Annotated in this window: 15 protein-coding genes and 1 pseudogene; 6 read left to right on the top strand and 10 right to left on the bottom strand. The window is 61.5% G+C overall.

Annotated features, from left to right (window positions below; all coding sequences use genetic code 11):
* Nucleotides 1–103 precede the first annotated feature (103 nt).
* Nucleotides 104–2,752 carry an aminopeptidase N gene (pepN, locus tag CO660_RS17585; RefSeq protein WP_097599812.1) on the bottom strand — a complete coding sequence of 883 codons (2,649 nt, stop codon included), beginning with the start codon at nucleotides 2,750–2,752 and terminating at the stop codon, nucleotides 104–106.
* 363 nt (nucleotides 2,753–3,115) lie between these two features.
* On the opposite strand from pepN, the gene CO660_RS17580 reads away from it, so the two are divergent.
* Nucleotides 3,116–4,054, top strand: coding sequence for a DMT family transporter (locus tag CO660_RS17580; protein ID WP_097599811.1), 939 nt, complete (start codon nucleotides 3,116–3,118; stop codon nucleotides 4,052–4,054).
* Nucleotides 4,055–4,283: 229 nt separating this feature from the next.
* A complete protein-coding gene (locus CO660_RS17575) occupies nucleotides 4,284–5,156 on the top strand; it encodes a hypothetical protein (protein ID WP_097599810.1) in 873 nt (290 codons plus the stop codon).
* Here CO660_RS17575 and CO660_RS33335 read toward each other — a convergent pair whose 3' ends face one another.
* From CO660_RS33335 to CO660_RS17550, 6 genes and pseudogenes are all read right to left on the bottom strand, one after another.
* Nucleotides 5,157–5,315 (bottom strand): hypothetical protein, encoded by a 159-nt coding sequence (locus tag CO660_RS33335; protein WP_176536307.1) that lies wholly within the window; start codon nucleotides 5,313–5,315, stop codon nucleotides 5,157–5,159.
* Nucleotides 5,316–5,416: 101 nt separating this feature from the next.
* Complete coding sequence (locus CO660_RS17570) at nucleotides 5,417–5,608, bottom strand: hypothetical protein (RefSeq protein WP_097599809.1); 192 nt, start codon at nucleotides 5,606–5,608, stop codon at nucleotides 5,417–5,419.
* Between the two features lie 131 nt (nucleotides 5,609–5,739).
* On the bottom strand, nucleotides 5,740–6,633 hold the full coding sequence (locus CO660_RS17565) for a uracil-DNA glycosylase (protein ID WP_097599808.1): 894 nt from the start codon (nucleotides 6,631–6,633) through the stop codon (nucleotides 5,740–5,742).
* A gap of 68 nt (nucleotides 6,634–6,701) precedes the next feature.
* Nucleotides 6,702–7,992, bottom strand: a pseudogene (locus CO660_RS17560) (Hsp70 family protein).
* A gap of 208 nt (nucleotides 7,993–8,200) precedes the next feature.
* On the bottom strand, nucleotides 8,201–11,320 hold the full coding sequence (locus CO660_RS17555; protein ID WP_097599807.1) for an efflux RND transporter permease subunit: 3,120 nt from the start codon (nucleotides 11,318–11,320) through the stop codon (nucleotides 8,201–8,203).
* Nucleotides 11,317–12,642, bottom strand: coding sequence for an efflux RND transporter periplasmic adaptor subunit (locus tag CO660_RS17550; RefSeq protein WP_097599806.1), 1,326 nt, complete (start codon nucleotides 12,640–12,642; stop codon nucleotides 11,317–11,319). The genes CO660_RS17555 and CO660_RS17550 overlap by 4 nt, the downstream gene beginning before the upstream one ends.
* 271 nt (nucleotides 12,643–12,913) lie before the next feature.
* On the opposite strand from CO660_RS17550, the gene CO660_RS17545 reads away from it, so the two are divergent.
* Nucleotides 12,914–13,795, top strand: coding sequence for an aminoglycoside phosphotransferase family protein (locus tag CO660_RS17545; RefSeq protein WP_097599805.1), 882 nt, complete (start codon nucleotides 12,914–12,916; stop codon nucleotides 13,793–13,795).
* A gap of 6 nt (nucleotides 13,796–13,801) precedes the next feature.
* Here CO660_RS17545 and CO660_RS17540 read toward each other — a convergent pair whose 3' ends face one another.
* A complete protein-coding gene (locus CO660_RS17540) occupies nucleotides 13,802–14,590 on the bottom strand; it encodes an SDR family oxidoreductase (RefSeq protein ID WP_097599804.1) in 789 nt (262 codons plus the stop codon).
* 243 nt (nucleotides 14,591–14,833) lie between these two features.
* Between CO660_RS17540 and CO660_RS17535 the strand changes: the two genes are divergently transcribed.
* Both CO660_RS17535 and CO660_RS17530 read left to right on the top strand, forming a co-directional pair.
* Nucleotides 14,834–16,498 (top strand): electron transfer flavoprotein-ubiquinone oxidoreductase, encoded by a 1,665-nt coding sequence (locus CO660_RS17535; RefSeq protein ID WP_097599803.1) that lies wholly within the window; start codon nucleotides 14,834–14,836, stop codon nucleotides 16,496–16,498.
* Between the two features lie 135 nt (nucleotides 16,499–16,633).
* Nucleotides 16,634–17,248 (top strand): L,D-transpeptidase, encoded by a 615-nt coding sequence (locus CO660_RS17530; protein WP_097599802.1) that lies wholly within the window; start codon nucleotides 16,634–16,636, stop codon nucleotides 17,246–17,248.
* A gap of 75 nt (nucleotides 17,249–17,323) precedes the next feature.
* On the opposite strand, the gene CO660_RS17525 is transcribed toward CO660_RS17530, so the two are convergent.
* Nucleotides 17,324–18,226 (bottom strand): DMT family transporter, encoded by a 903-nt coding sequence (locus CO660_RS17525; RefSeq protein ID WP_097599801.1) that lies wholly within the window; start codon nucleotides 18,224–18,226, stop codon nucleotides 17,324–17,326.
* 145 nt (nucleotides 18,227–18,371) lie between these two features.
* Here CO660_RS17525 and CO660_RS17520 point away from each other — a divergent pair, with 145 nt between their 5' ends.
* Nucleotides 18,372–18,845: an Lrp/AsnC family transcriptional regulator gene (locus CO660_RS17520; protein ID WP_041678850.1), complete on the top strand. Its 474-nt coding sequence runs from the start codon at nucleotides 18,372–18,374 to the stop codon at nucleotides 18,843–18,845.
* A gap of 196 nt (nucleotides 18,846–19,041) precedes the next feature.
* Here the strand turns inward: CO660_RS17520 and mgtE are convergent, their stop codons facing one another.
* Entirely contained in the window at nucleotides 19,042–20,415 is a 1,374-nt protein-coding gene (mgtE, locus tag CO660_RS17515) for a magnesium transporter (RefSeq protein ID WP_097599800.1), read from the bottom strand.
* Between the last annotated feature and the right edge of the window lie 287 nt (nucleotides 20,416–20,702).

Here is a 20,702-nt window from a genome sequence, read left to right as displayed (position 1 = left end):
AAGGTAAAAATCCGTTAACTATTTATATATCTGGGATTTTTGGGCGATTCGAAGCACCGGGCGACCAGGCCGTCACATCATGTGCGGCGGCCGGTTCGGCAAATCACCCTTTAAGTGTGCGCTCCACGATGTCGCGAACGTCAGGGGAAAGGTTGGGCGCCTGTTCGATCTTGCTCAATGCGGCGCGTGCATGAGCGGCACGCGTCGGCTCCAACGAACGCCAGGAGCGCATCGAGGTAAGAATCCGGGCGGCGAGCTGCGGGTTGCGCTCGTCGATTTGGAGAATCTCGCCGGCCAGGAAATGGTAGCCTTCTCCGTCGGCACGACCGAAGCCGGTCGGATTGGCGAAGGCAAAGGTGCCGACCAGTGCCCGCATCCTGTTCGGATTGGTCCGCTTGAACAGCGAATTCTCCATCAGGGCGCGGACCCGATCCAAGGTCTTGGCGCCTGGAACGCCGGCCTGGATCGAGAACCATTTGTCGATCACGAGCGCGTTTTCTGAGAAGCGCTCACGGAAGGCGGCCAGTGCTTCGCTCGTTTGCGCACTCTCGGGGAAATGATGGGCGAGGATCGTCAGCGCATGGCTGAGATCGGTCATATTGTTGGCTGCGTCGAAGGCTGCCTTGGCGCGGACGGGCGTCCGTTCCGCGTATGAGAGATAGGTCAGCGCGCTATTGCGCAGGGCGCGCAGGCCGGCGCTTCTGGCATCCGGGCTGAAGGTGCCTGAGGTCGTCATTGCCGCGTAAAGGCTGGCGAAAACATCCTTCCCGGCATCGGCGATCTGTTTCAGGATCGCCTGCCTGCCGGTATGGATCGCGTCGGGATCGTTGTTGCTGCCGAGTTCGCGGGCAATATCGGATTCGCTCGGCAGAGCCAGCGCCTGAGCGCGGAAGGCGGGCTCGAGGCTCTCGTCGGCGGCAGCCGCAATCAGCGTCTCGACGAAGGTCGACTCGCAGGCGACGGGCTTGCTCTCAAGCGCGTCGCGGGCGGCTTTGAGAAGGTTCGGCAGCGCCAGGTCGGTCAGCGCCTGCCAGCGGGCGAAATGATCCGTCTCGTACCGGGCGAGGCGGGCAAGGTCGGCCGGGCTCTGATCGAAATGCAGATTGATCGGCGCCGAGAAGCTGCGGTTGATCGAGACGACCGGACGCGAGCCGATGCCGTGGAATACCACCGTCTGGGCGCGGTTGGTCAGGTGCAGCACCTCGCCGGCATATTCGGCGCCGCTGACCGAGCTCGCTTCGATCATGCCGCCGTTTTCGCCGAACAGCGCGAGGCTGAGCGGAATATGCATCGGTTCCTTGCTCGACTGGCCGGGTGTTGCCGGAACCATCTGTTCGAGCGACAGGGTGAAGGTGCTGGCCGCCGGATCGTAGCTGCCCGATGCGGTGACGAGCGGCGTGCCGGCCTGATGGTACCAGAGCGAAAATTGCGTCAGGTCGCGCCCGCTCGCATCCTCGAAGCATTTGACGAAGTCCTCGATGGTCACGGCCTGACCGTCATGGCGGTCGAAATAGAGGTCCATGCCCTTCTTGAAAGCGTCTTTGCCGAGCAGTGTGGCGATCATCCGCGTGACTTCGCTGCCCTTCTCGTAGACAGTCCGCGTGTAGAAGTTGTTGATCTCGCGATATGTCGTCGGCCGCACCGGATGGGCCAGAGGGCCGCCATCCTCCGGAAACTGTTCGGATTTCAGATGGCGCACATCGGCGATGCGTTTGACCGGGCGCGAGCGCTGGTCGGAGGAGAATTCCTGGTCGCGATAGACCGTCAGGCCTTCCTTGAGGCACAGCTGGAACCAGTCACGGCAGGTGATGCGGTTGCCGGTCCAATTGTGAAAATATTCATGCGCGATGACCGCTTCGATATTGGCGTAGTCGGCATCGGTCGCCGTCTCGGGATCGGCAAGGACGTATCTGTCATTGAAGACGTTGAGACCCTTGTTCTCCATCGCCCCCATGTTGAAGTCGGAGACGGCGACGATCATGAAGATGTCGAGATCATATTCGCGCCCGAACCGCTCTTCGTCCCACTTCATCGAGCGTTTCAGCGCATCCATCGCGTAGGCTGCGCGAGGCTCCTTTCCGTGTTCGACATAGATCTTCAGCACCACTTCACGGCCGGACATGGTGGTGAAGGTGTCTTCGACGACGCCGAGATCGCCGGCCACGAGGGCGAAAAGGTAGCTAGGCTTCGGATGCGGGTCGAACCAGGCAGCGAAATGCTTGCCGGGGCCGTAGCCGGCGCCGCCCAGGAAGTTGCCGTTCGACAGCAGCAGCGGGTTGGCGTCCTTGTCGGCGATGATGTTGACCGTATAGGGCGCAAGCACGTCCGGTCGGTCGGGGAAGTAGGTGATGCGGCGGAAGCCCTCCGCCTCGCACTGCGTGCAGTAGATGCCGCCGGTGCGGTAGAGACCCATCAGCTGGGTATTGGCCTCGGGATTGATGATCGTGGTGATCGTCAGCTCGAAGGGCGCGCTTTCCGGCAAGTCGCGCACCGTCAGGCTTTCCGGCGTCGCATCATAACGCGAAGGGTCAAGCTCCACCTGGTCGAACAGCAGTCCCGCCAGCGTCAGCTCGTCGCCGTCGAGCACGATCGGCGCCGCAATGTCGGCGCCCGGACGACGATGAAAGATGAGACGCGCTTCGACCTTTGTCTCGGTCGGATCAAGTTCGAATGTCAGGTCCACGCGTTCCAGCACGAAGTCGGTGGGACGGTAATCTGCCAGATGAATGACCTGGCCGGTATCTGTTCGCATGGTGTTTCCTGAAGACCGTTATTTGACAACCGCGGATACAGAGGCGGGCGCACTCTGCCTAAATTGACGGGCATGATTACATTAAAGTCTGAACTAAAGTTAAAGCAAATTGCCCGCAAACGCGAAGTTCGCAGGCAAAATATCTATGGGAGCCGGATGAACGTGGCTGTCGGCCGAAAGGCGTTATATCGGATCGAGCGCCGCAGCGCCGCTCTCCCGCCTGATCAGTCGGATTGGATGCGAAAAGCGATAAATTTTCGCCCATATCGATTTTCTTTAGCTAGGATGACAGACGTCACTCGCCGCGTCCCCAAGTCGGATGCGTCTCCCCATTCCTTTTAAGTCAGCATCAGAGCCAGGATCATGCACTCGGTTCTCAGAAACCCGATGAGAGGCATTGCGCTGAAAGTCTCGTCGGTCGTGGTCTTCCTGGCCATGCAGACCTTCATCAAGCTGGCCGGCCCGGATATCCCGCCGGGCCAGGTCACCTTCTGCCGGTCCTTCTTCGCGCTCTTCCCGATCATGGCTTATCTCGCTTATATCGGCCAGCTGCGCGCAGCCTTCCACACCGCCAACCCGCTCGGCCACCTGAAGCGCGGCACGATCGGCATCCTGTCGATGGCTTTCGGTTTTTATGGCCTGCTGCATCTGCCGCTGCCGGAGGCGATCGCGCTTGGCTACGCCTTGCCGCTCGTCGCCGTTATCTTCGCCGCGGTTTTTCTCGGCGAGACCGTACGCATCTATCGTTGGAGCGCCGTTCTCGTCGGCATCGTCGGCGTCGCCATCGTCTCCTGGCCGAAGCTGACGCTGTTTCGTGACGGCGGTATGGAAGCCGAACAGGCCGTCGGCGCGCTTTGCGTGCTGCTCTCGGCCGTTCTCGGCGGCATGGCGATGATCCAGGTGCGTCGGCTCGTCGAAGAGGAGAAGACTGCGACGATCGTGCTGTATTTTTCGCTGACCGCGTCGGTCTTCTCGCTGGCTTCCCTTCCTTTCGGTTGGCTCGTCCTGCCATGGCCGTCGGCGCTTTATCTGGTCGCTGCCGGTTTTTGCGGCGGCGTCGCCCAGATTCTGCTGACGGAAAGCTACCGCCATGCAGATGTCTCCACCATCGCGCCGTTCGAATATACGTCGATCCTGCTCGGCGGTATCGTCGGCTACTTCGTCTTCGGCGACGTGCCGACCGTCACAATGCTGATCGGTACCGTCATCGTCGTTGCTGCCGGTATCTTCATCATTTATCGCGAGCATCAGCTGGGCATCGAACAGCGAGAGGCGCGCAAGGCGACGACGCCGCAAGCCTGAGGTGCCGACCGGCACTATTTAACGCCGAGATTGCCGTCATGCGAGGCTTGCTTCCGGTGAGCGAAAAGAATGGCGAATTCTTGGGATGGCGTCGACCTGCGGAATATGATTGTTGAACATGAAAAACTATCATTTATTCAATGCTATGCATGTCTGAATGAGCCGGTTTGCGGCTTTCGATATTACTGCTCTGAACGCTGGCCGGCGAGCGGAGATGGAGAAAAGCATAATGGCGTTGACGGCGGAGCAATTGGCGGGGAACTGCTCCTTTTTGATGAGCATCCGCTTTCTGGCTGGGCAGACGCGCAGCATGTTCGACGCCGGTCCACGTTTGGCGCGACTGCTCGCCTCCCATCAGCGCTGGCTCCTGACACAGACCGCTTATGCTCTCCACCTGGAATATGATCCGCGCGACCCGACGTCGGGTTTCACCGCCGTTCGGCTGACCGGCCGCATCACCGCACACAAGGTGGCGAGCCGTAACACCGTGCTCGCTTTCATTGAAGAACTTTATACCTACCGCTTCATCGCTCACACGCCTGGCGACGAGCGGCGCCGCCCACGGCATTTTGAACCGGCCATTGTCAGCCACCAGGCAATGTTTGGCTGGATTCACGCCAATCTGGCGGCGCTCGACCTGCTGGACGGCGGCGAAAGGGCGGCCTTTTTCCAGGCAAATCCAGCATTGATGAAGCTTGTTCAGCCGCGCATCGCCCGCCATTGCCTGGAAGACGCCGCCTGGCGGGAGCCGCCGGAGCAGGTGGCGCAATTTCTCTGGACGGAAGCCGGCGGCCTCGTCGTCGACAACTTGATCAGCCGGATGGATATCGAGAACACCGCGTCTGACAGGTTTGTCGTCGGCCGCGTCGAAACCCGCGCGCTCGCCGCCGATTTCATGATGTCGCGCACGCACCTGCAGCGGCTCTTGGCGAAGGCGGCGCAGCGCGGCTGCGTCGGCTGGCATGACGAGCCGCGCAAGACGCGGCTCTGGATATCGCGGGATTTTGTCGAAGAATATTGCGCCTGGCAGGCCGTCAAGTTCGCCTATGTCGACGAAGCCTTCGAATGGGCGAAAGCCCGGATCGAAGAAATAGCAGTCTGATCAGAGAACGATCGCCGCTGCACTCGCGCCAAGATCCGAGGCGACATCGGCAGGCCTGACCAACAGCTCGCGCTCATATTCCCGTGCGGCGCAGACCGCGACGCGGATATGTTCGAAGGTTTCGATTTTACGCAGAAGCGACAGCAGGATCGTCGACATGGTGGCTTACTCTGACATGAACGGGCAGGCGGCTGCGCGATTCCTTAAATGGAGGCCTTTTATGCCTCCGAAAAGATGCGCGGCGCGGCAGCGCCCGCCGGTTAATATTGCTGGAAGTCGGAAAAAATGGCGTTCGGACGTGCCGTGCGGCTGTTGATGCCGGTGCCGCGGGCAACCATCTGCTCGTTCGCGGCAAAACCGAAGCGGCTATAGCCGTGAGTGGAACGAATCTGGTCGCCGGCGAGACGAAGGGTTTCAAACCCGCAATGGATAGGACGAAATCGTTTGTTCATGGCCTTGGTTCCTGTAATTCCTCCCAAGACACGGCTTTATATTGCAGTGCAACATCGATTCTGCAATGCATCGTGACGCGATGCAGCCATGCGAAATACGCATGGATCATTTTATCAATGGTTCACTTCGACTAATTTCTAAGCAAAGAGAGCGAGTTAAGTTTCGCTTGAAAGATCAGCAGGTCGTTCCAGGCCAACCGTTTGTTGACAGGTGCGGTTAACATATCCTGAGGATGCAGGCTGGCGATGGCGGGAATGACGCGCTCGGCGACGGCAATTTCCCTCCAGCGGCCACGCAAGCCGTGAATCGTATCGTTTTCTCCGAAGAAGAACCGCGCCGCGAAATTGCCGAGCAGCAGGATCGCCTGCGGCTCGGCGAGCGCAATCTGCCGCTCGATGAAGGGTCGGCAGATATCCATTTCGGCCGGCGACGCCGCGCGGTTGCCGGGCGGCCGCCAGGGAATGACCTGCGTCAGCAGGACGCTGGCACGGCTAAGTCCGATCGCCGCCAGCATTTTGTCGAACAACTGGCCGGATTTTCCCGAGAAGGGCGTACCTTCACGATCGTCTTCGGCGCTCGGCGCCGAGCCGATCACCATGATGCCGCTGCCGGGGTCGCCGCTGGCAAAGATGGTCGAGCGGGCGCTGTGCTTGAGATTGCAGCCGTTGAAGGATTCGATTGCGGTCTTCAGCTCGCTGAGCGACCGTGCGGCTTCGGCGACGAAACGCGCCTGCTGCACGGCCTCGCCGTCCGGGATTGCCGGCTGCGGCCCGGCGGCCGGGGTCGGACGTGCTGCTGCACTCGGACGAGGCGATATCTGGCGCTGCCCAGGCGACGGACGTTGCTCAGCGGGAGATGATTCCTGCTGCGTCTGCGCGGCCGGACGGCGCGCCGCCTTCATCGCCTCGAATTCGGCGAAGCGGTCGACCGCCTCTTCTTCCAGCAGCCATTCCACACCGGCATCCGCATGGAAATGCAGAAGTGCTGCAAGCTCGGCGGGGGAAAGGTCGTTGGCGGAGATCATACGGCAAATCTAGCGAAGAGATCGTGGCATTGAAAGGGCGGGCGGCACGTTGGCCGCGCTTGCCCGCTTTATTGCACAGTCCATTGCGCGATGTCGTCGCGTTCGCCAATCAGCGCCAGACCATGGGCGATCGACAGCAGTTCGCCACCGCTTTCGATCCGGTCGCGCTCGAAGCGCTCGGTGAAGATGCGGCGCACCGCCGGCACGAAGGAGGTGCCGCCGGTCAGGAACACCTTGTCGATGTCAGCAGGCTTCGTCTCGGTTTACAAGCACCTCGTCGAGGGCGCCTTCGATGCGGGCGAGATCCTCGGCGATCCAGCTTTCGAAGTCGCGGCGCTTGATGCTGCGCTGTCCGCCGCGGCCAAGCGGCGCGAATTCGAAAGGCGCCTCGTCGGCAGCCGAGAGCGCCATCTTCGTCGCCGACACCGCCTGGTAGAGCGGATAGCCTTCGTCATGATCGATGAGGTCGATGAAGATTTCGAGCTTTTCCGGCTCAAGGCTGGTGCGCACCAGTTTCTTCAGATCCTCGAATTCCCGCGTGGTCTTGAAGATCGACAGCTGGTTCCAGCGGCCGAAGCTTGAATAGTAGTTGGACGGCACTTCGAGAATCTTGTCAAAGCTCCTGAAATGGCTTCCCTTGCCGATCAGCGGCGCGACGATATTGTCGATCATCCGATAGTCGAAATGATCGCCGGCGACGCCGACGCCGGAATGGCCGATCGGCGTTGCCGTCAGCCTGCCGGCGACGGTTTCGAAGCGGATCAGCGAATAGTCGGTCGTGCCGCCGCCGAAATCGGCAACCAGCACCGTCGCATCCTGCTTCAGGTTCTGTGCGAAATAGAAGGCGGCGGCGACCGGCTCGTAGACATAGTGGATTTCGGGAAAGCCGAAGCGCGACAGCGCCTCGTTATAGCGTTCGGTCGCGAGCGCCGGATCGGGGCTGGCGCCGGCGAAATGCACCGGCCGGCCGGTGACGATGCGGCTGACATCCGAGGGCCAGCTGTCGCCGGCATAGTTGCGCAGGCGCCGCACGAAGATCTCCATCAGGTCCTCGAAATTGTGCCGCTTGGCGAAGATCAGCGTGCCCTGGAACAGTGCGCTTGCCGCAAAGGTTTTGATCGACTGCAGGAACCGGCATTCGCCGGGATTGTCGATGAATTGCCGGATCGCCGCATGGCCCGCCTCCACTTTCAGCGCCGAGGCGCCGAGCTGGGCGTCCTTCATGAAGGAGAGTGCCGTCCGCATGCTGTCGGCCGTCCCGGCCGCGCTTGTGAACGTCATCGAACCCGTTGTCCCGCCATCCGCCATGGCGAGAACCGTATTCGTCGTGCCGAAGTCGAAACCCAGCGCCTGAGCCATGCCCGCACCTCTTCATGCCGATTGTTGCTGGAGACGGAGCAGCACTCCGCAAAGGCGTAAGGACGCCCGGATCAAGGAGGGCGGTTGATGCCACAGGGGCGTGACACATTCAAGTGGATTTGAAGATCGAGACCCGTTGCCGCGCCCGCTTCTTCGCCGCTCGGAGGGCAAGAAGCGGACAGGCAAGGCCCGGTAGCGTCAGAACGCCTTACTCGGCGGCCAGCGCCCTTGTCTCCTGCAGCACCGGCTCCTCGACCTTCTTCTGGCCCATCAGCCGGCCGAGGAAATGGCCGAACCGGTCCATCTCGACGAAGATGACTGGGGTGATGAACAGCGTCAGCAACTGCGACACGACGAGGCCGCCGACGACGGCTATGCCGAGCGGCTGGCGCAGCTCCGAGCTGGCGCCGGTGCCGAGTGCGATCGGCAGCGCGCCGAGCAGGGCGCAGAAGGTCGTCATCATGATCGGTCGGAAGCGTCGCACACAGGCCTCGTGGATCGCCGACGTCGCCTTTTCGCCGGTCGTGCGCATGGTCTCCACCGCCAAATCGATCATCATGATCGCGTTCTTCTTAACGATGCCGATCAGCATCAGCAGCCCGATGAGGGCAATGATCGACAGGTCGAAGCCCACGATCTTCAAGGCAAGCAGCGCACCGAAGGCAGCCGCGGGCAAGCCGGACAGAATGGTGAGCGGATGGATGAAGCTTTCATAGAGCGCGCCGAGCACGACATAGATGGTCAGCACCGCCGCCAGGATCAGATAGGGCGTATTGCCCTGCGACTGTTCGAAGATCTCGGCCGTGCCGCCATAGGAGGTGAAGACATCGGCCGGCAGGCTGATCTCCTTCTTGATCTGGTCGATCGCTGCCGTCGCGTCGCTGAGCGAAACGCCTTCCGGCAGGTTGAAGGAAACGGTGGTCGAGACAAGCTGGCCCGTCTGGTTGATCGTCACGGGGCCGGTGGTGCGCTGCACGTGCGCGAAGTTCGAAAGCGGCACCAGACTGCCATTGGACGAGGCGACGCGAATCTCCGACAGCTTCTGGTCGTCCCAGGGTTTGCTGGTGTCGTATTCGACGATGACGTCGTAGCTGTCGCCGGTCGACTGGATCTCCGCCGCCGTATATCCGCTGAAGGATTCCTGCAGTGTCGTGCGCAGCGTATCGTTGTCGATCCCGTAGGCGGCCGCCCGCTCGCTATCGATGACGATATTAGCTTGCAGGGCGTTGTTCTGAGCATCCGAGGTCACATCGGTGAACAGCTCGCGGTCACCACGCATCGCCGCCTGGATCTTGCCGGCCCAAAGGTTGGTCTGGTCGGCGCTCAGCGCCTGGATGACCAGTTGATATTGGCTGGCGGCCTGACGTCCGCCGAAGCGCAGGCTCTGGTTCGGCGTCACGAAGGCCTGCAATCCGGGGATCTTGTTGATCGCGGTGCGCAGCTCGCGCAACGTCTGATCAAGCGGCGGGCGCTCCTTCTTGTCCTTGAGTTCGACGAACATCGAGCCGTTGTTCTGCGGTTTGTTCGGATTGCCGCCGATCGTCGACATCACGTGGTTGACGGCCGGGTTCGCCTTGACGGCGGCTGCCGCCTGCTGCTGCAGCGCCTCCATGGCGGAATAGGAAATGTCCTGCCGAGCCTGCGTGCTGATCGTCAGCCGGCCGATATCCTCCTGCGGGAAGAAGCTCGTTGGCAGCGTCATGAAGAAATAGACCGTCAGAGCCACCGAGCCCAGGAACACGCCGAGAATCGTGACACGATGGCGAAGACACCAGGCCACCGACCTGTCGTAGCCGCGGAGTGTCCGCTCGAAACCGGCATCGAAAATGCGGATCAAAAGCGGCGGCCGGCTGTGATTGTTGGAGAGGCGCGAGCCGAGCATCGGCGTCACGGTCAGAGAAACGATGGCCGACGAGATGATGGCGATAGCGACCACCATGCCGAACTCGTTGAACACACGGCCGACGACACCGCCCATCAGGAGGATCGGGATGAAGACCGCGATCAGTGAAACCGACATGGAAATGATCGTGTAGCTGACTTCGCCGGCACCCTTGATCGCCGCCTCCCGCACCGGCATGCCTTCCTCGACATGGCGCAGGATATTCTCGAGCATGACGATCGCGTCGTCCACCACGAGCCCCACCGCCAGTGTCAGCCCGAGCAGCGAAATATTGTCGATGCTGTAGCCGAGCACATACATCATGCCGAAGGTCGCAATCAGCGACAGCGGAACGGCAAGCCCCGGGATGATCGTTGCCGTCGCATGGCCGGTGAAGAGGTAGATGACCAGAACGACGAGGCCGATCGTCAGGAAGAGTGTGAACTTGACGTCGGCGATGGCGGCGCGAATGGGTTTTGCGGCGTCGTTCATGACCACGGTCGTCACCGAAGACGGAATTTCGGCGTGCAGTTGTGGCAGCTTGGCGTTGATCGCATCGACGACATCGACCGTGTTGGCATCCGGCTGACGCTGGATGGCTAGGATGATGCCGCGCTGGCCGTCATACCAGCTGCCGGTATACTGGTTCTCGACGCCGTCCTGCACATCGGCGATGTCGCCGAGGTGGATCGGGGCGCCGTTCGGATTGGCGATGACGAGCGACCGGAATTGGTCGGCATTGGTGCGCTGCGTATTCGCGGTGATCGTCATACTCTGGGCATTGTTCTGCAGCGTCCCCACAGGCTGCTGGCTGTTGGCGGCAGAAAGCGCCTTGTTGACGGTATCGATGCCGATGCCGCGTGTGAGCAGCTTGTTGGGATCGACCTCGACTCGTACAGCATAGGTCTGCGCACCATAGACGCTGACCTGGGCAACGCCGGGCAGCGTCGAAAGCGATGGCGAGATGATGTCCTCGGCGATCTCGTCGAGCTTGCTGCGCGGCATGGTGTTGCTCTGCACGGAGAGCAGCATCACAGGCGCATCGGCCGGGTTGGTCTTGCGATAGCTCGGTGGTGTCGTCAGGTTGTCGGGCAGTTGCCGCGTCGCGTGTGAGATCGCCGCCTGCACATCGGCAGCAGCCGCATCGATATCGCGATTGAGATCAAACTGCAGCACGATGCTGGTGCTGCCGAGCGAGCTCGAGGCGCTGATTTCGCTGATCCCGGGAATGGTCTCGAACTGCTTGATCAGCGGCGTGGCAACCGAGGTCGCCATGGTCTGCGGCGAAGCACCGCTCAGCTGCGCCGAAACGTTGATCGTCGGAAAATCAACCTGCGGCAGGGCTGCAACCGGCACGAGCCCGTAGCCGGCAAGACCGGCCAGAATGACGCCGATGGCAAGCAGCGTCGTTGCGACGGGGCGCTGGATACAGAAATTCGGGATCATTGCTGAGCTCCCACCGCGATCGTCTCGGACTGCCGCAGTTGCCGAGGCTCTTCGGCAGACGCGACGTCAAGCGTCTTGTCGTCGAACTGCTCGTTGATTGCCTGCTGGTCGCTGAGCTGGCCCTGGCCTTCGATGACGACATGGTCGCCGGGCTGAAGACCCGATTCGATAGCGGTGAAGCCGCCATTGGCGCGGGCGACGGTGACCGGCGTCAGATGCGATTTGCCGTCCTTGGCGACGAAGGCGAAGAACCCGTCCGGGCCGGGGCTGACGGCAACCGTCGGCACCACCACCTGCTGTTCGTCGTTGTTGAAATGCACGACGATATTGACCGATTGGCCGGGCCACAGCGCACCGGAGGCATTCTCGAATTTCGCCTTGGCCAAGATCGTGCCCGAGGCCGTGTCGACCGTGTTGTCGTAGAAGCTGACCTCGCCCTTGCGCACCTGCCCCTTGGAGGAAGCGGGAACTGTGCTGACCTCGACCGGGCCGGCTGCCAGCGCTTTCTTCAGGACGCGCAGATAGCGCTCCTGCAGGTGAAATTTCACATAGATCGGATCGTATTTCGCGATGGTGACGATTGCCGACCCGGCATTGAGGAAGGCGCCCTTGCTGACGGCAATATCGCCGAGCCGGCCGTCGAAGGGCGCCCGGATATCCGTATTCTCGAGGGTGATTTGATCCGAGGCCAGGGTGGCCTTGTCAGCCTCGACTGTGGCCGCGGCGGTGTCGCGGGCAGCTCTTGCCTGGTCGAGGCTCTGCTGGGTGCCCGCCTTCTGGTCGAACAGGTCCTGTGCGCGGACCAGGGCGGTCTCGGCTGCCGAAAGCGTTGCCGTATCCCGGACGATCATCGCATTGTCCTTGTCGACCGCCGCCTTCGCCGTCCGGTCGTCGAGCTTGGCGATAAGGTCGCCGGCTTTGACGGTGGCTCCATCCTGCGCATTGATGCGGACGACCAGGCCCTGTTCCTGTGCGGCCATGGTCGTATTGTCGTCGGCATCGGCCCAGCCGGACGCGGTGACATCCGTCGGCAGCGTCGTTTTCACCGCAGCGACTGTTTTGACGACGGTCGGGCCACCACCTCCGAGTCTGCGTCCGCCACCCTGGTGTTGCCCGCCATTCCCGCTCTGGTCGGTCGGCGCCTGATCGGCCTGCGTCTGATCGCCCTGTGCCTGCCTTCCGCCGCCATTGCCGCCGGCCGGCTGCTTGATGAGCTGCGAGAGGTAGGGAATGTGCGCGGCATAAGGGACGAGATTCCCGAATTGCCAAACGCCGACCGCGGCGATTGCGACAAAGCTGACGGTGATCCAAAATTTCTTCATGGGTGAGACCGGGGTTTGAGCACGGGTGCAAATTTATGCTTTGATTGAGCCGCTTATATTGCGGCGCAAAAAAGACATAATTCCCGTGTTGCGATCACTAAGTGGTTATAATGGCTTAAATTTTTGTAATGAATATTCCGTAATATTCAGGTTATACTAATATATGAAGTGCAAATTGGCGCGGGCTCGAAGGCTGCAATCCGGCGGTTCGCAACAGCTCGGTGCCACTCCCCACGCGCGAAAGATGGGGAAACAGAGAAGGCAGCTCGTCATGACTGAATTGGATGCCAGCGAATTTCGCTCTGTCGTCACAAGCGTATTTCCCGAACTGACCGGCTCCGTCTTCAAGCTGGCGGCAAAGGACTGGGATTCGATCGCGATCGACGTCGATGACACGCTGATCTTCAAGTTTCCCCGCCATATAGGCGCCGAAAGAGCGCTTGTGAAAGAAGCCGCTTTGCTCGATGTCGTCCGACCGTCGCTGTCGATGGCGGTTCCCGACATGCGCATTCACGATGGGCCGCCGATCTTCTCCAGCCACGCCAAGCTCGAGGGTGAACACCTTATTGCCGAAGACTACGATGCGCTTCGGGAGGGCGACCGTCAGCGGCTCGCGGATGACCTCGCGCGATTTTACGCCGAGTTGCACGCGCTCGATGCCGATCTTCTACGGGCGGCCGGCGCCGGAGCGATCCAGCCATGGCAATCGCCGGAGGCGGTTCGGACGAAGGCTTTGCCGCTGCTGCCGGCTGATATCAAGGGCTTTGCGGAAAGCGTTGTTTCGGATTTCGAAGCCTTGCCGCCGGATCCCTTCGGCAGCGTCTTTGGTTTCTTCGATGGCCACGGCTGGAATATGGCATTCGATCACGGGCACGGTAAGCTCAACGGCATTTACGATTTCGCCGATTCAGGTTTCGGTCCGTTGCACCAGGAGTTCATCTATTCGAACTTCATCTCGCCCGATCTGACCGCGCGCATCGTCTCTGCCTATGAAATGCTGACCGGACGCAGGCTCGACCGGCGGCGCATTGCGATCCTGACGGGTTTCCATCGGCTTTCCGAACTCGCCGAACTTGCCGACGATCCAGCCAATGTCGAACAGATGATCCGGAACGCGGCGACCTGGGCCGCCGTGGCGGCCCGTGCGGCCTGAGCGGCTCTAGACGGACCGTGCGGCGCCGCCGTCGCAGCGGATGAGCGAGCCGGTAATGTAGCTTGCCGGCTGGCTGCACAGGAAGGCGGCCGTTGCGGCAAATTCCTCGACCCTGCCGTAGCGGCCGACAGGAATGCGCGCTTCCTTGTCGGCGCGGATTTCCTCGAGGCTTTTGCCCGTCCGCTTTGCCGCGGCGCCGTCGAGGTCGTCGAGCCGCCTGGTCAGGATGCTGCCCGGCAGAAGCAGGTTGGTGGTGATGCCGGAGCTCGCCACTTCGGAGGCAAGCGTCTTGCTCCAGCCGGCAAGCGCCGGGCGCAGCGTGTTCGACAGCGCCAGGTTCGCGATCGGTTCGATCACGCCTGATGAGGCGACCGTCAGGATGCGGCCCCAGCCTTGCGCCTTCATGTCAGGCAGCAGCGCATTGGTGAGCGTGATCACCCGGGCGACCATGGAGAGGAAATAGGTTTCGAGCTTTTCGGCCGTCATCTCCTCCGTCGTGCCGGGCGTTGGCCCGCCGGTATTGTTGACGAGGATGTCGATGCCGCCGAACTTCTCCTTCACTGCCGTCGTTGCCGTCTCTACGAAGCGCTCATCGCCAAGATCGGCCCAGATCCAGTCGGCCCGGCCATTGCCTTCGCTGTTGATCGCCGCGCAATTGGCCTCCAGCTGTTCGCCGCTGCGTCCGCACAGCAGCACGTTTGCGCCTTCGCGCGCGAGTGCTGTGGCGATGCCGAGGCCAAGCCCGCGCGAGGAGGCAAGAACGAGCGCCCGTTTGCCCTTGATACCGAGATCCATGATTTCCTCCGATGTCTTCGAGGGATGTATAAGGCGCGGACGACAAAAAAGGAAAGGGACGACTGTGGTCTCGCGGGTTTCACAATTGACGTTAACGTAAGCGGTACCGTAAGTCTCGCATCGGCTGGAATGTCTTTGTGCGAATTGAGGATTGGCTGTCGCATCCCGGCTCGACAATGCTTCGCGGTTTTGACAAGACAGTGGCCATGGGATGATGGCCACTGGCCAAGCGGAGACGAATGAATGACCGAGACGACTGAGCTGCCCGAACGCGAGAGCATGGAATTCGACGTTGTGATCGTCGGCGCCGGTCCTGCCGGTCTGGCGGCGGCGATCCGGCTGAAGCAGGTCAATCCGGAACTGTCCGTCGTGGTGCTGGAGAAGGGGGCCGAGGTCGGCGCCCATATCCTCTCCGGCGCCGTCGTCGATCCCATTGGCATCGACCGGCTGCTGCCCGGCTGGCGCAAGGAGGAAGGCCATCCCTTCAAGACCGAGGTGACCGCCGACCACTTCCTGGTCCTCGGCCCCGCCGGCTCGATCCGTCTGTCGAACATCCTGATGCCGCCCTTGATGAACAATCACGGCAACTACATCGTCTCGCTCGGCAATGTCTGTCGCTGGCTGGCTGGCAAAGCAGAAGAACTCGGCGTCGAGATCTATCCGGGCTTTGCCGCCGTCGAAGTGCTGTACGATGACAAAGGCGCGGTGATCGGCGTTGCCACTGGCGATATGGGCATCGAGAAGAATGGCGAGCCTGGTCCCAACTACACCCGCGGCATGGAGCTGCGCGGCAAATATACGCTGATCGGCGAAGGCGTGCGTGGTTCGCTCGCCAAGCAACTGATCGCCAAGTTCGACCTGCAGAAGGACCGCGAGCCGCAGAAATTCGGCATCGGCATCAAGGAGCTCTGGCAGGTCAAGCCGGAGAATCACAAGCCCGGTCTGGTGCAGCACTCCTTCGGCTGGCCGCTTGGCATGAAAACCGGCGGCGGCTCCTTCCTCTATCATCTCGAAGACAATCTGGTGGCCGTCGGCTTCGTCGTCCACCTGAACTACAAGAACCCCTATCTCTATCCCTTCGAGGAGTTCCAGCGCTTCAAGACCCATCCGGCGATCCGATCCACCTTCGAGGGCGGCAAGCGGCTGTCCTATGGGGCGCGTGCGATCACCGAGGGCGGCTATCAGTCGGTGCCGAAGCTTTCCTTCCCCGGCGGCGCGCTGATCGGCTGTTCGGCCGGTCTCGTCAACGTGCCGCGCATCAAGGGCAGCCACAATGCGGTGCTGTCGGGCATGCTGGCGGCCGAGAAGATCGCCGCGGCGATTGGATCAGGCCGCAGCCATGACGAAGTGGTCGAGATCGAGAATGAATGGCGCGCCACAGACATTGGCCGCGACCTGAAGCGGGTGCGCAACGTCAAGCCGCTGTGGTCGAAGTTCGGCACGGCCGTCGGCGTCGCGCTCGGTGGCCTCGACATGTGGGTGAACACGCTGTTGGGCTTCTCCTTCTTCGGCACGCTGAAGCACGGCAAGACGGATGCACAGTCTCTGGAGCCGGCCGCCAACCACAAACCGATCGCCTATCCGAAACCGGATGGCGTTCTGACCTTCGACCGTCTGTCCTCGGTGTTCCTGTCGAACACCAATCACGAGGAAGACCAGCCCGTGCATCTGCAGGTCAAGGACATGGCGCTGCAGAAGAGCTCCGAGCTCGGCATCTATGCCGGCCCGTCGACGCGCTACTGTCCGGCCGGCGTCTACGAATGGGTGGAGAAGGATGGCGACAAGACCTTCGTTATCAACGCCCAGAACTGCGTGCACTGCAAGACTTGCGACATCAAGGACCCGAACCAAAACATCAACTGGGTGCCGCCGCAGGGCGGCGAGGGGCCGGTCTATCCGAATATGTGAGGTGCATCGCCGACATCGGCGGTGATTTCGACCGCTGACGTCTTCGTGATCGCCTTTCGTCGGCTGCCGTTAGCCGTTCGTTAACCATAAATTCCTTAGCTTGCGACATGTTGTTGACGCACTAAGGACACATTCATGACGATCTCCCGCCGGGGCTTTCTGATCGTTCTGCCGCTTTTTGTCGCCGGCTGCTCCTCGACCGGCCTCAATAGCCAGACGAATTATGCAGCACTTCCGGATGAAAAGTTTCCGCTGAGGCAGGTGCCGATCGATAAGATCAAGCCGGAATTTCGCCGCCAGGAAGTCGCCTATGAAACCACACATGCGCCGGGCACGATCGTCGTCGACACGCCGGCGCGTCGCGCCTACTACGTCCTCGGTGACGGCAGGGCGATGCGATATGGCGTCGGTGTTGGCCGCGAGGGGCTGGCCTTTGCCGGCAACGCCTATATCGGGCGCAAGGCCGAGTGGCCGAGCTGGACGCCGACGGAAAACATGCAGCGTCGCGAGGAACGCTATCGCAGGCTCGCCGGCGGTATGCCCGGTGGCCCGAACAATCCTCTCGGCGCGCGGGCAATGTATCTCTATCGCGGCGGCAACGACACGCATTTTCGGATCCACGGCACCAATCAGCCGGAATCGATTGGTCTCGCCATGTCGAGCGGCTGTATCCGCATGATGAATCACGATGTCATCGATCTCTATGGTCGCGTCGAGGTCGGCGCCAGGGTCGTCGTCATCCAGGCCTGAGCGATCGAGAACACACTGAAAAGCCGCGGCAGCGAGGGCTGCCGGCGGCTTGATATTATCGATTGTGGCTGATGGTCAGCGTCGTGCAGCGATACCGGTTGAAAGCGCGACGCCGATGCCAGTGATCACTGCTGCACTGATTTCGGCAAGACCGATCGTTTCACCAAGGAGGAAGCCGCCGCCGACAGTGGCAAGAACAGGCGTCAATGCCGTAAAGGCGGCGGCCTGCGTTCCCCCGAGGATGCGGACCGCCGTGCCATAGGCGACCATGGCGACGAGGCCTGACAGAATGCCCTGGCTCAACGCCTGCAGTCCGATCTCGGCAAGCGGGGCCTGCTGCAGCGAGATACCGAAGACGAGTGCGAGCACGGCCATGATCAGGAAGGACCAGGCTGCAATCAGCGCGCTGGCCTGAATGGCCGTCAGACCCGAGCGGCGGAAGGCATGGGTGTAGCTTGCCCAGAGCACGGCGCCGGCCGGCAGCAGGACGAAGCTCGTCCAGGGCAGGGAGGCATCGGCAAGGCTGCGGACGAGCAGGATCATCACGCCGCCGACGATTGCCGCCAGCCCGGCAATGCATGTGGCATCCGGCCGCTCCCGAAACAACAGAATGCCGATCAATGCGGTTGCAAGCGGCATGGAGCCGCCGAGCAGGATGCCGGATGAGGCGGCCGGTGTGGAGTGGATGGCGAGCGTTGTCACCAGGAAGAAGATCGCGCCGCAGCCGGCGACCATGATCGCCAGCAGATGGAGCGGCAGACCCTTCGGCAACAGGCCAGTGCGGAGCCAGACCGGCGAAAGCGCAAGCGCCGGGATGCCGAAGCGGATAAGGCCGATATCGATCGAACCGAGCGACGTCGCGGCACTGTGGCGGGTTGCCAGAAACCAGCTCGCCCAGATCAACACGGTGACGCTGCCGGCGGCATAACCGAGCGTCTGCGAAGGTGATTTGTCGTTTGAAAATGCGATCGTGCTCATAGTCCCAATCCTTTCCTCGATCCGGATCCTGTCCGGTTGAAAAGAAGATTAGCGCCGGAGGCCGGGGCATGTCCTTGCTATCTGTGGCTTGAAAATCGTGCTATACGCAATCTTCTGCCAAATGATGCCGATGGATCTATGGAAAATGCCAAATCTCGATAAATTCGATATTGCCATCCTGAAATGCCTGCAGGAGGATGCGCGCGCCACCAATGTCGAGATCGCCGAGAAAGTGAACCTCTCGCCGTCGCCCTGCCTGCGCCGCATCCGCAATCTCGAACGCTCCGGTATCATCCGCGGTTACACCGCCGATATTGACCGCAAGGAGGTCGGTCTCGGCCTGACGGTCTTCGTCGAATTTAAGGTGGTGCATCACAGTCGCGAAAATTCCGAGGCGCAGCAGAAGGCGCTGCTCGCCATTCCCGAGATCGTCTCCTGCTTTCTGATCTCAGGTACGGCCGACTTCCTAGCCGAAGTGGTGGTGGAGGATCTCGCCGCCTATGAACGGCTGCTGACGGAGACGCTGCTGACTTTGCCGAACGTCAGCGACATCCGCTCGAACTTCGCCATCCGCAGCATAAAGACTCATGGGCCGCTGAAGCTGCCTGAGGGAAGGTGATTTTCCAAAGGTTTTTCTTGGATAGGGCGTGGAGCCCACGCCTCATCCGCCTGCCGGCACCTTCTCCTCGTAAACGGGGCGAAGAGAGTAGCGCCGCAACCTCTCCTTTCTCACCAATCTCTCGCAAGGCAGGTCCCCTCTCCCCGCGTGCAGGGAGAGGCAGGGTGAGGGGCACATCTAGCCGGTTGCGCATGCGCTACAGCAGCGTCCCGCTGAGGATGAGCAGCGCCACCGAGAAGTAGATGACGAGGCCGGTGACGTCGACCAGCGTCGCGACAAAGGGCGCAGAGGCGCTGGCCGGATCGAGTCGGAGTTTCTGCAGCATGAATGGCAGCATCGAACCGCAGATCGAGCCGAATGTGACGATTCCGATCAGCGCGGCAAACACCGTGACGGCGACCATCGGCCAGTGCGGACCGTAATTGTAGAGCCCCGCCGATTGCCAGAAGACGATGCGGACGAAGCCGACGAGGCCGAGGATCGCGCCGAGCACGATGCCGGTCGGCAGTTCGCGCAACAGCACCTTCCACCAGTCCGAAAGCTTCAATTCGCCGAGCGCCAGCGCCCTTATGATCAGCGAAGTGGCCTGGGAACCCGAATTGCCGCCCGAGCTCATGATCAGCGGGATGAACAGCGTCAGCACCACGGCCTTTTCGAGCTCGCCTTCGAAATGCTGCATGGCGCTTGCTGTCAGCATCTCGCCGAGGAAGAGGGCGGCGAGCCAGCCGGCGCGCTTGCGGATCATGCCGGCGAAGCCGATCTTCATATAGGGCTGGCCGAGCGCCTCCATGCCGCCGAACTTCTGGGCGGCTTCCGTCGTGTCTGCGATCATCGTGTCGATCACATCGTCAACGGTGACGATGCCGAGCACCTGCCCTTGTTCGTCGATGACAGGCAGGGCGAGCAGATCGTGCTTGCGGATCAGCCGGGCGACGTCCTCCTGCTTCATCAGCGGATCGGCCGAAACCGGCGCGCCCTTCTGAGCCACGGAGAGGATGGATGCATCCGGCTCGCCGGTGATGAGGCGGCGCAGCGTCACCACATGCTGGAGCGCATGGCTCAACTCATCGAGCACGTAGATAGCGTAAACCGTCTCGCGTGAGCGTTCGACCTGGCGTACATGGTCGAGCGTCTGGGCAACGGTCCAGCTGTTGGGGACACTGACGAATTCCGTCGTCATGATGCCGCCCGCCGTGCGCGGCGGATAGCCCATCAGGTGCTGGATGGCGACGCGCACCGGCTCGTCGAGGCTGGAGAACAGCCGGGCCCGGGTCTCGCCATCGAGTTCGAGCAGCACGTCGGCGACGCGGTCGTTGGACATGCCGTGCATCAGCCGTGCGGCGTCCTCGGCGCTGATCAGCGCGAGGATCTGGGCGGCGTTGCGAAGCTCCGGCCGGTCGAGCATATTGACAGCATAGTCGAGCGGCATGCCCGACAGCACCCGCCCGGCATCCTGGACGCTGAGCGCATTCATAGCTTCGACGCGTTCGGCGATCGTTGCGCCGCGGCTATTGTTGATGAAGGCGCGGGCGGCATGGCCTGCCCGAAGAGGGAAGCGGTTGATATTCATTGAGGCTCGCCTTTCCGTCGATCCGCCGTAGCGTCCGATCGGGCGAGCCGACAGCAGTCGGTCAGCGCACGAGGGCGGCCGCGTACGGCAAAGGCAATCGACTGTTACTGTCGCTTGGCATCTGAGTGATGGCTCCGTTGAAATGCGCGGAAGATGAATGTCATCCACGTGTCATGCTAGGTGGCTCCGAACGCCGAAAAAGTCAAGCAGGATAAATGCTTAACGCCAGAATGTCGCACCTGTGCGGTGCGGCATTCCGGCGTGTGGCAATGACTTGCGGCTGACGG

The sequence above is a fragment of the Rhizobium sp. L9 genome (assembly GCF_002531885.1).
GTDB lineage: Bacteria > Pseudomonadota > Alphaproteobacteria > Rhizobiales > Rhizobiaceae > Rhizobium.
Note: the sequence above shows the minus strand (reverse complement) of the source record. Positions and strands in the feature narration are given on the sequence as shown.

Bases quoted from the DNA above. Each gene is read 5' to 3' on its own strand.
- pepN (WP_097599812.1), bottom strand. From the start codon at position 2,752: ATGCGAACAGATACCGGCCAGGTCATTCATCTGGCAGATTACCGTCCC.
- CO660_RS17580 (WP_097599811.1), top strand. From the start codon at position 3,116: ATGCACTCGGTTCTCAGAAACCCGATGAGAGGCATTGCGCTGAAAGTC.
- CO660_RS17575 (WP_097599810.1), top strand. From the start codon at position 4,284: ATGGCGTTGACGGCGGAGCAATTGGCGGGGAACTGCTCCTTTTTGATG.
- CO660_RS33335 (WP_176536307.1), bottom strand. From the start codon at position 5,315: ATGTCGACGATCCTGCTGTCGCTTCTGCGTAAAATCGAAACCTTCGAA.
- CO660_RS17570 (WP_097599809.1), bottom strand. From the start codon at position 5,608: ATGAACAAACGATTTCGTCCTATCCATTGCGGGTTTGAAACCCTTCGT.
- CO660_RS17565 (WP_097599808.1), bottom strand. From the start codon at position 6,633: ATGATCTCCGCCAACGACCTTTCCCCCGCCGAGCTTGCAGCACTTCTG.
- CO660_RS17555 (WP_097599807.1), bottom strand. From the start codon at position 11,320: ATGATCCCGAATTTCTGTATCCAGCGCCCCGTCGCAACGACGCTGCTT.
- CO660_RS17550 (WP_097599806.1), bottom strand. From the start codon at position 12,642: ATGAAGAAATTTTGGATCACCGTCAGCTTTGTCGCAATCGCCGCGGTC.
- CO660_RS17545 (WP_097599805.1), top strand. From the start codon at position 12,914: ATGACTGAATTGGATGCCAGCGAATTTCGCTCTGTCGTCACAAGCGTA.
- CO660_RS17540 (WP_097599804.1), bottom strand. From the start codon at position 14,590: ATGGATCTCGGTATCAAGGGCAAACGGGCGCTCGTTCTTGCCTCCTCG.
- CO660_RS17535 (WP_097599803.1), top strand. From the start codon at position 14,834: ATGACCGAGACGACTGAGCTGCCCGAACGCGAGAGCATGGAATTCGAC.
- CO660_RS17530 (WP_097599802.1), top strand. From the start codon at position 16,634: ATGACGATCTCCCGCCGGGGCTTTCTGATCGTTCTGCCGCTTTTTGTC.
- CO660_RS17525 (WP_097599801.1), bottom strand. From the start codon at position 18,226: ATGAGCACGATCGCATTTTCAAACGACAAATCACCTTCGCAGACGCTC.
- CO660_RS17520 (WP_041678850.1), top strand. From the start codon at position 18,372: ATGCCAAATCTCGATAAATTCGATATTGCCATCCTGAAATGCCTGCAG.
- mgtE (WP_097599800.1), bottom strand. From the start codon at position 20,415: ATGAATATCAACCGCTTCCCTCTTCGGGCAGGCCATGCCGCCCGCGCC.